The organism is Geodermatophilus amargosae, assembly GCF_900116515.1.
Lineage (GTDB): Bacteria > Actinomycetota > Actinomycetes > Mycobacteriales > Geodermatophilaceae > Geodermatophilus > Geodermatophilus amargosae.
Genome location: NZ_FPBA01000023.1, coordinates 82,841 through 91,668, shown reverse-complemented (window position 1 = coordinate 91,668; position 8,828 = coordinate 82,841). Strand labels below are relative to the sequence as shown.

Annotated in this window: 11 protein-coding genes and 1 pseudogene; 5 read left to right on the top strand and 7 right to left on the bottom strand. The window is 76.0% G+C overall.

The genetic code is table 11. The features are described from left to right. Together BM414_RS22885 and BM414_RS22880 are read right to left on the bottom strand one after the other, a co-directional pair. Positions 1–242: pseudogene (locus tag BM414_RS22885) on the bottom strand (DUF222 domain-containing protein); the annotation flags it as partial. A 98-nt stretch (positions 243–340) separates the two neighbouring features. Further along, complete coding sequence (locus BM414_RS22880) at positions 341–1,231, bottom strand: DMT family transporter (protein ID WP_093583293.1); 891 nt, start codon at positions 1,229–1,231, stop codon at positions 341–343. A gap of 83 nt (positions 1,232–1,314) precedes the next feature. On the opposite strand from BM414_RS22880, the gene BM414_RS30375 reads away from it, so the two are divergent. Continuing rightward, positions 1,315–1,650 carry a TfoX/Sxy family protein gene (locus BM414_RS30375; RefSeq protein WP_093583291.1) on the top strand — a complete coding sequence of 112 codons (336 nt, stop codon included), beginning with the start codon at positions 1,315–1,317 and terminating at the stop codon, positions 1,648–1,650. A 36-nt stretch (positions 1,651–1,686) separates the two neighbouring features. After that, a complete protein-coding gene (locus BM414_RS22870; RefSeq protein WP_093583289.1) occupies positions 1,687–2,316 on the top strand; it encodes a LysE family translocator in 630 nt (209 codons plus the stop codon). 1 nt (position 2,317) lies between these two features. Here the strand turns inward: BM414_RS22870 and BM414_RS22865 are convergent, their stop codons facing one another. Continuing rightward, complete coding sequence (locus tag BM414_RS22865) at positions 2,318–3,127, bottom strand: MerR family transcriptional regulator (RefSeq protein WP_217644887.1); 810 nt, start codon at positions 3,125–3,127, stop codon at positions 2,318–2,320. A gap of 106 nt (positions 3,128–3,233) precedes the next feature. On the opposite strand from BM414_RS22865, the gene BM414_RS22860 reads away from it, so the two are divergent. Beyond that, a complete protein-coding gene (locus tag BM414_RS22860; RefSeq protein ID WP_217644886.1) occupies positions 3,234–3,701 on the top strand; it encodes a DUF2243 domain-containing protein in 468 nt (155 codons plus the stop codon). Further along, positions 3,698–4,423, top strand: coding sequence for a cytochrome c oxidase assembly protein (locus BM414_RS22855; protein WP_093583285.1), 726 nt, complete (start codon positions 3,698–3,700; stop codon positions 4,421–4,423). The genes BM414_RS22860 and BM414_RS22855 overlap by 4 nt, the downstream gene beginning before the upstream one ends. Positions 4,424–4,944: 521 nt before the next feature. On the opposite strand, the gene BM414_RS22850 is transcribed toward BM414_RS22855, so the two are convergent. From BM414_RS22850 to dapE, 4 genes are read right to left on the bottom strand one after another with little or no spacing between them, the layout of a single operon-like run. Continuing rightward, positions 4,945–5,409 carry an SRPBCC family protein gene (locus tag BM414_RS22850; RefSeq protein WP_093583283.1) on the bottom strand — a complete coding sequence of 155 codons (465 nt, stop codon included), beginning with the start codon at positions 5,407–5,409 and terminating at the stop codon, positions 4,945–4,947. Beyond that, positions 5,402–5,821 (bottom strand): DivIVA domain-containing protein, encoded by a 420-nt coding sequence (locus BM414_RS22845; protein WP_093583281.1) that lies wholly within the window; start codon positions 5,819–5,821, stop codon positions 5,402–5,404. The genes BM414_RS22850 and BM414_RS22845 overlap by 8 nt, the downstream gene beginning before the upstream one ends. Before the next feature lie 9 nt (positions 5,822–5,830). Next, the gene (locus BM414_RS22840; RefSeq protein ID WP_093583279.1) at positions 5,831–6,673 is read right to left on the bottom strand and encodes an LOG family protein; all 843 of its coding nucleotides are present in this window, start codon (positions 6,671–6,673) and stop codon (positions 5,831–5,833) included. Continuing rightward, positions 6,670–7,791, bottom strand: a complete 1,122-nt coding sequence (dapE, locus tag BM414_RS22835) for a succinyl-diaminopimelate desuccinylase (RefSeq protein ID WP_093583277.1) — start codon at positions 7,789–7,791, stop codon at positions 6,670–6,672. The genes BM414_RS22840 and dapE overlap by 4 nt, the downstream gene beginning before the upstream one ends. Positions 7,792–7,844: 53 nt before the next feature. Between dapE and dapD the strand changes: the two genes are divergently transcribed. Continuing rightward, positions 7,845–8,828: a 2,3,4,5-tetrahydropyridine-2,6-dicarboxylate N-succinyltransferase gene (gene dapD / locus BM414_RS22830; protein ID WP_093583275.1), complete on the top strand. Its 984-nt coding sequence runs from the start codon at positions 7,845–7,847 to the stop codon at positions 8,826–8,828.

Sequence of the window (8,828 nt, the reverse complement as noted above, 5' to 3'; positions counted from 1 at the left end):
AGGGCCGGCAGGTGCTCCAGCGCCCGCCCGTTCCGGACCAGCCGGGAGGCCTCGGCAGCCGACAGCCGGCAGTGCCCGCGCAGCCACGACGCCATCGACCTCAGGCCGTCGCGCTCCGGCGCCTGCGACAGCTCCGCGGCGCGCACGCGACGAGCCAGGGCGGCGTCGATCCGGTGGCGCTCGGCGACCAGCACGGCGACGTCGTCGAGGACGTCACCGCCGACCAAACCAGCCGAACACATGTACGAAGTCTACCGCCCGAGGCCTCTCTCCGCGAGCTGTGCCCGCAGGTCAGCGGCCTGTCCAGAGATCCCGACGGAGCCTTGCGCCAGGCCCGGCCTCAGGGGACGGCGGCGCTCTCCGGCGCCGGGGTGGGGGTGTTGCGGCGAGTGGCGAGGGCGCAGCCGGCGAGCACCAGCGGCAGGCCGACGGCGAGGCCGAGCGTGAACGGCTCGTCGAGCAGCAGGACGCCGGCGAGCACCGCGACCGCCGGGTTCACAAAGGTGATCACCAGCGCGCGCTGCGGCCCGACCTCGCGGATGAGCGCGAAGAACAACACCAGGGCGAGCGCCGTGCACACCACCCCGAGGGCGGCGAGCGAGGTCAGCGCGGTGGCCGGCGCGGCGGTCACCTGCCCGATCCGTGGGATGGCGAACGGCGCGTAGACGACGGCGGTGACCACCAGCGCGATCGAGCTGACCGCCACGCCGGGCACGTCGGCCAGCGCCCGGCTGGCCACCAGCGGTGCGGTCCCGTAGCCGATGACGACGAGGACGACGGCCAGCACCGGCAGCAGCGCGACGCCCTCGACGTCGAGACCGAGCAGCGCCGCGATGCCCACGACACCCAGCCCCATTCCCGCGAGCCGCACTGCGGTCAGCCGCTCCTCGCCACCCAGCAGTCGCGCGGCCAGCGCCGCCACGAACGGCACCGAGGCCACCAGCAGCCCGGTGAGCGAGCTCGACAGCGACACCTCGGCGTAGGACAGCAGCAGCCACGGCGCGGTCATCTCCAGCACGGTGAACAGCAGCAGCGCCCGCCAGTGCCGCAGCGCCGGCCGCACCTGGCCGCGGGCCACCGTCCACGGCACCAGCAGCACCGCCCCGATCACGCACCGGGCGAAGACGACGACCACCGGCGACATCTCCCCGACCGCCACCTTGATGAGCAGGTAGGGCACGCCCCAGATGACCGACATGGCCAGGAACAGCACCCATCCGCGGCGACTCACCGCGCCATCCTCACCGACGCCGATCCGGCGCAGGACGCGCCCTGCCGTTGCGCACGGCGGGCACCGGGGTTGGACTGCCTGCCGTGGATCCCGCGCAGCGCTTCGCCCTCCTGGCGGAGGCCCTGTCCACCCGGCCCGGCGTCGGCCCGCCCGGCGCGAGCGGACGACGGGGGTTCGGCTCGACCGCCCTCACCGTGGACGGGTCGATCTTCGCCATGCTCGTCGGCGGCGCACTGGTGCTCAAGCTGCCGCGGCACCGCGTCGAGGGGCTCGTCGCCGCCGGCACCGGGCTGCCCTTCGCCGCGGCCAACGGCACACCGATGCGCGAGTGGGTGGCCCTCGACCACGGCACGCCCGAGTCCGACCTCGCGCTGGCCGAGGAGGCCATGGCGTTCGTGGCCTCGCGCCCGCGCCCGTAGCGGCTGCCGCGGCCGCGCGCTGGCTACCGTCCCGGCATGGGGTGGTCGGGGTACGGGACCTTCGTCGTCCTCGCCGTCGTGCTGGTGCTCGTGCCGGGGCCCGACGTCGCGGTCGTGCTCCGCAACACCCTGGCCGGGGGCCGGGCCCGCGGGTCGTGGAGCGCGGTCGGGATCACCGTCTCCAACGTGCTGCAGGGGACGGCGGCCGCGACCGGCCTGGCCGCGCTCGTCGTCCGGGTGGAGCCGCTGTTCCAGGCGATCCGCTGGGCCGGCGTCGCCTACCTGACCTACCTGGCGCTGCAGGCGTTCTCCTCGGCCGTGCGCGGCCGCTACCCCGACCTCGACGCCGGCGGGCCGGTCACCGGGCGGGCCGCGCTGACCGGCCTGCGGCAGGGGTTCCTCAGCAACGCGACCAACCCGAAGGTGCTCGCGTTCTACCTCGCGGTGCTGCCACAGTTCCTCGCGCCGGGCACGCCCGTCCCCGTCCTGCTGGCCTACGCGCTCACCCACGCGGCGGTGGGCCTGGTCTGGCTGCTCCTGCTGGCGGCCGGCGTCTCCGGGGCGCGGCGCGTGCTGGCCCGCCGCCCGGTCCGCCGGGCGCTCGACGCCTTCACCGGCTGCGCGCTGCTGGCCTTCGGCGCCCGGCTGGCGCTCTCGCGGAGCTGAGTCAGGCCACCGGCCAGGCCACCTCGACGTGCGGCCGGTCGGGGTCGACGTCGCGGTCGCTGAGGTAGACCTCGGCCGGGCTGCCGGCCCGCTCGAGCCCCTGGGCGTCCACCCACGCGCCGACCGCGTCGTAGGCGCCGAGGATGCCGGGGAACTCCGCCTGCCCGCGGGACAGGCAGGTCACCGCCTCCCGGCCGGCCCGCTGCAGCCGGATGCGCAGCTCGCCCGCGGGGTCGACCCGGCCGGTGAACGGCTGCACGACCTCCACCGGCCCGTCGCCGTCCTCGGTGACCATGCCGTGGTAGACGACCCGCAGCGGTCCGGCCGGGGCCGCGCCGGACCGGGCCAGGTGGGCGGCGATCTCGTCGGACGCCCCGGCGATGAACCCGTCGAGCTCGTCCACGGTCAGCCGCCGTTCGGCGGTCAGGACCGTCGCCTCGGGCACCTCGCGCAGTGACACCTCGTACACGTGCTCCTCCTCGGTCGGTTCGGCGGTCAGGGCGTCCACCAGGACGCGGCGACGGCGGACGTCGCCCTCCACGCCGGTCCACCAGCGCGCCACGGCGGCGCGCCGCTGCGGTGGGTCCAGGTCGACGACGTCGCGCACCCGGGCAAGCGGCATGCCCGCGCGGCGCAGCGCGGCGATGAGCCGGGCCCGCTCGACCTGCCCGGCGGCGTAGCCGCGGTAGCCGCTGGACGGGTCGACCGTGTCGGGCAGCAGCAGCCCCTGCTCGGCGTAGAGCCGCAGCGCCTTGGCCGAGAGCCGGGTCCGCCGCAGGAACTCGCCGGGACGCAGCAGGGAGTCGCTCACGTCCCGAGCGTGCGGCATGCCCCAGGGGCCGGGTCCAGCCGAGCCGCCGTTTCCCCGCGCTGCCGTCCGGGCAGCGCCCGGGTGACTGCGACGACGGGAGGCCCGTGTGGCCGACGCACTCCCCCGCCCCGCGCCCCGGCGCCGGCTGCTGGTCTCCGGCCTGCTGCTCGGTGCGGGCACCGCGGGGGCGATCGACGAGATCGTGTTCCACCAGCTGCTGCACTGGCACCACTTCTACGACCGGGCCAGCGGCGCGGCCGGGCTGGTCTCCGACGGCCTGCTGCACGCCGCCACCTTCTCCGCGGCGGTCGCGGGCATGGCGCTGCTCGCCGACGCCCGCCGGCGGGGGCCGTTCCCCGCCGCGCTGTGGTGGGGCGCGATGCTCACCGGGGCCGGCGCGTTCCAGCTGTGGGACGGCCTGGGCAACCACAAGCTGCTGCGGCTGCACCAGGTGCGCTACGGCGTCGACCTGACCGGCTACGACGTCGCCTGGGTGCTGCCCGGCGCCGCGCTGCTGCTGGCGGGCGTCGTGCTGCTCGTGCGGTCGCGGAGCCGGCCGGTGCCGCGCACGTGACCGTCCTCCTCGCGCTCCTGCTCGCCGCCGCGGCCGCCTACGTCGCCGCCACCTGGCGCTGCCGCAGCCCCTGGCCGCTGGCGCGCAGCGCCGCGTGGCTGGCCGGGCTGGCCGCCGCGGCGGTCGCCGTCGCGGGGCCGGGTGCGGCACACGCCGACATGCACGCGCACATGGCCGCGCACCTGCTGCTCGGCATGGTCGCGCCCGTGCTGTTCGTGCTGGCCGCGCCGGTCACCCTCGCCCTGCGCGCGCTGCCGCCGCCGGCCGCGCGCCGCCTGTCCCGGCTGCTGCGCACCGCACCGGCGCGCTGGGCCACCGACCCGCTGGTCGCCGTCCCGGTCAACGCCGCCGGCCTGTGGCTGCTCTACGGCACCGGGCTGCACACCGCCGTCGCGCACCGGCCGGCACTGGCCGCGCTCGTCTGGCTGCACCTGCTGCTCAGCGGGTACCTCGCCACGGCCGCGGTGCTCGCCGTCGACCCGGCGCCGCACCGGCGGCCGGTGGCCGTCCGGGCGCTCGCCCTGGCCGGCGGCGCGGCCGCGCACGACGTCCTCGCCAAGGTCCTCTACGCCCACCCGCCCGCGGGCACGGTGGGTGCCGAGGAGGGCGCGCGGCTCATGTACGACGGCGGCACCGTGGTCACCCTGGTGACGGCGGCGCTGCTGTGGCGGCGCTGGTACGTCAGCCGCGAGGCGGTCAGGGCCGCCACTCAGCCCGCGTAGGGCCTGTCCTGCGGATCTCGTGCGCCCCCGCCCCGGACAGGAAGGTCAGGGGCGGTTCGTCGTCGAGCGGGATCAGTCCGCCGGACGTCGCCGGGTCGAGGAGGACACACGACGCTCGGGCCTCGCACGCCGGACCGGTCGCGACGTCGCATCCGGCGGTGAGGCGGCCTCGGCGTCAGAGGTCGTGTCAGGAGTCACTGACGCCTCCACCACCACCGCCGGGAACGTCACCCGGGGAGGACCCACGGCGCGTTCCCGAACGGGGCGCCCGTGCGCTTCCCGCACCGCCGGCAGATCTTGTCGTCCGGACCCGAGGGTCGGTCGCCGTCCGGGTGTCGCTGCACATAGGAGTGGAACCCGAACCGGCACCGCAGTGGCTTCCGAGTCATGGGCCGACGCTAGGAGTCGCCGATACCGCCGGGAAGGGGAGTACGGCCCGGCGCGCCAGGGCCTCCTCCCCCTGATCGGCCGGAGTGGGCCGCTCAGGGTCACCGGCCGGCTCGCCTCACAGGCGGCTCCACTCAGCCGGCGCGGTCGCGGGCGAAGCGGGCGAACCGGCGCAGCGAGATCGTGAAGCCCAGCACCACGAACGGCTTCACCAGCGGCCACCCGAGCGAGCCGACGATCCCGAAGGGCAGCCAGAGCCGCTCGGTCCAGACCATGTCCGTGCCGTGGGGGGCCGGCGTCAGCTCGAAGATCCCGGGGCCGCGGACGATCCGGCCGGTGTGCTGGACGACCACGCGGCGCGGCGGGTCCCACTCGGTGACGACCATGGTGTCCAGCACGCCGAGGTGCCGGCCGCGCCGCCACGGCAGCGGGACGCCGGTGCGGGCGGCCAGCCGGACACCCACGCCCTCGTCGTGCGCGGTGACCACCTCGACGTCCGTGGCCGGCATCCAGCGGCCCTGCGACCGCCAGTCGGTGAGGGCCGCCCACACCCGCTCCGGCGGCGCCTCGACCGCCACCGGCAGCACCAGGTCAGGCACCGTTCCGCGCTCCCTCGTCCACGTCCCGTCCTTCGCCCCGGGCCGCCTCCCCGGATGCGGTGGCCCCGGGAGCCGGCAGGGTCAGCCCGGGGTCGGTGTCGGCGTCGGCGGCCCCGGCCGGCCGCTCCGCGCGCAACGCCGCGATGACCTCGTCGCGCTCGTCGAGGGCCAGCGCCAGCTGCTCGAGCAGCCAGTCCACCTCGGTCATCCGGTAGCCGCGGACGGCCACCGACACCTGCAGCCCGCGCACGTCCTCCCCGGTCACCGGCCGCTCGTCGGGCAGCTCGACCGGGGAGCGCTCGAGGTCGGCCGGCGGCTGGGTCTCACCGCGGCCGAGCAGGAACGAGCCGCCGAGGAACAGCAGCGCCCCGACCACGGCGACCGCGGCGATCCCGACGAGGAACGACAGCACGGTCCCGCCTCAGCCCTCGACCGGCTCGACCGGCCCGGTCAGCGGCGCGCGCATCCCCCCGCCGCCGTCACCGGGGGCACCGGCCGCCTCCGCCGCGCGGATGAGCCTGAGCACCTCGTCGACGTCGTCGGTGACGGTGAACAGGTCCAGGTCGCCGGGGCTGATCGTCCCCGACTCGAGCAGGCTGCCGCGGATCCAGTCGACCAGCCCCGACCAGTACTCCGTGCCGACGAGGACGACCGGGAAGCGGGTGACCTTGCGGGTCTGCACCAGCGTCAGCGCCTCGAACAGCTCGTCGAGCGTGCCGAACCCGCCGGGGAGGATGACGAAGGCCTGCGCGTACTTCACGAACATCGTCTTGCGCACGAAGAAGTAGCGGAAGCTGATGCCGACGTCGACCCACTCGTTGAGCTCCTGCTCGAACGGCAGCTCGATGCCCAGGCCCACCGACAGCCCGCCGGCCTCCGAGGCGCCACGGTTGGCCGCCTCCATCGCGCCCGGCCCGCCGCCGGTGATGACGGCGTACCCGGCGCGCGCCAGCGCCGCGCCGATCCGCACGCCGGTCTGGTAGTGCGGGTGGCCGGGCTTGGTGCGCGCGCTGCCGAACACGCTCACCGCGCGCGGCAGCTCGGCGAGCAGGCCGAAGCCCTCGACGAACTCCGACTGGATCCGCAGCACGCGCCACGGGTCGGTGTGCACCCAGTCGGTCGGCCCGCGGCGGTCGAGCAGCCGCTGGTCGGTCGTCGTCCCGACCGTCTGCGGGTCCGGTTCGCCGCCGCGCAGCATCACCGGGCCCCGGTGGCGCGTCGGGCGGGGGTTCCGGGCCCCGTCGGGCGGGGGGACGGTCGTCATGCGTTCGCTCCTCGGGCGGTGGGCTCCGACAGGTAGGCGGTCAGGGCGTCCTCGGCCGGCTGCAAGCGCTCGACCAGCACGTGCTCCTCGCGGGTGTGGGCCAGCTTCGGGTCGCCCGGGCCGTAGTTGACCGCCGGGATGCCGAGGGCGGCGAAGCGGGCGACGTCGGTCCAGCCGAGCTTGGCCCGCGCCGGGCGGCCGACGGCGGCGACGAAGGCCGTGGCGGCAGGCTCGGTCAGCCCGGGCAGCGCGCCACCCGCGTTGTCGACGACGGTCAGCGTGGCCCCGGCGTCGATCGCGCCGGCGAACACCTCGCGCACGTGCGCCTCGGCGGCGTCCTCGTCCCGGTCGGGCGCGTAGCGGAAGTTGACCGTGACCCGGCACAGGTCCGGGACGACGTTGCCGGCCACCCCACCCTCGATGCGGACGGCGTTGAGCCCCTCGCGGTAGGTGCAGCCGTCGATGTCGACCTCGCGGGCGCGGTGGCCGGCGAGCGTGGCGAGGATGCCCGCCGCGCCGTGGATCGCGTTGACGCCGAGCCAGCTGCGCGCCGAGTGCGCCCGGTGGCCGGGCACCTCGAGCACCGCCCGCAGCGTGCCCTGGCAGCCGGCCTCGATCTCGCCGTCGGTCGGTTCGAGCAGGACGGCGAGGTCGCCGTAGAGCCAGCCGCGGCGCTCGCGGACCACCCGGCCGAGGCCGCTCTTCGCGGACTCGACCTCCTCGTTGTCGTAGAAGACGAACGTCAGGTCGTGCGCGGGCTCGCCGCCCGGGACGCCGAAGCGGCCGGCCAGCCGCAGCATCACCGCGTCGCCGGACTTCATGTCGCTGGTGCCGCAGCCGTACAGCCGCCCGTCCTCGAGCCGGCTGGGGACGTTGTCGGCGATCGGCACGGTGTCCAGGTGCCCGGCGAGCACGACGCGCGTGTCGCGGCCCAGGTTCGTGCGGGCCAGCACCGTGTCCCCGACCCGCTCGACCTCGAGCCCGCCGAGCGCCCGCAGCGCGGCCTCGACGGCGTCGGCCAGGCTGCGCTCGTCGCCGGAGACCGAGGGGGTGTCCACCAGGACGCGGGTGAGGGTGAGGACGTCGGCGGAGAGGTCCAGGTCGGGCGCGCCGGTCACGGTGTCCGAGCCTACGGGCGGCCGGCCCGGCGTCGCTGGGTAGCGTCGGGAGCGTGACCGCCTCAGCCGCCCGCTCCGCCGTCGCCGCCGGCCTCGCGACCATCACCTCCTCCGGCACCGTCCTGGACACCTGGTACCCCTCCCCCGCGCTCGGCGGGGACCACGGGCCGGCCGGGACCCACCAGCTCGGCACGCTGGAGCTGGGCAGCGCGCTCGGCCACGAGTTCTCGGGCCTGGTGCGCACGGACGACACCCGCGGTGTGGAGGTGGTCGGCGTCCGGACGGTGATCGCCGACCTCGACGCGCCGCCGGTCGACACCCACGACGTCTACCTGCGGCTGCACCTGCTCTCCCACCGGCTGGTCCGCCCGCGCGAGCTCGACCTCGACGGCGTCTTCGGCCTGCTGGCCAACGTCGCCTGGACCAGCGCCGGCCCGGTGCTGGCCACCGAGCTGACCCCCGCCCGGCGGGCGACGCTGCGGGCCGCGCACGGCCACCTGACCGTGCTCTCGGTGGACAAGTTCCCGCGGATGGTCGACTACGTGCTGCCCTCCGGCGTGCGCGTTGCCGACGCCGACCGGGTGCGGCTGGGCGCGCACCTGGCCGAGGGGACGACGGTCATGCACGAGGGCTTCGTCAACTACAACGCCGGCACGCTGGGCCCCTCCATGGTCGAGGGCCGGATCAGCGCGGGCGTCGTCGTCGGCGCCGACAGCGACATCGGCGGCAGCGCGTCGATCATGGGCACGCTCTCCGGCGGCGGCCGGGAGGTCGTGTCGATCGGCAGCGGCTGCCTGCTCGGCGCCAACGCCGGCATCGGCATCTCCCTCGGCGACGGCTGCGTCGTCGAGGCCGGCTGCTACGTCACCGCAGGCTCGCGGATCACCCTGCCCGACGGCTCGGTGGTCAAGGCCCGCGAGCTCTCCGGCCGCGACGGTCTGCTCTTCCGCCGCAACAGCGTGTCCGGCGCGCTCGAGGCGCTGCCGCGCTCGGGCGACTGGGGCGCGCTCAACGCCGCCCTGCACGCCAACACCTGA

Excerpts from the sequence above, each read along its gene's own strand:
- BM414_RS22870 (WP_093583289.1), top strand. The coding sequence starts at position 1,687 with ATGGGGTGGTCGGGGTACGGGACCTTCGTCGTCCTCGCCGTCGTGCTG.
- BM414_RS22840 (WP_093583279.1), bottom strand. The coding sequence starts at position 6,673 with ATGACGACCGTCCCCCCGCCCGACGGGGCCCGGAACCCCCGCCCGACG.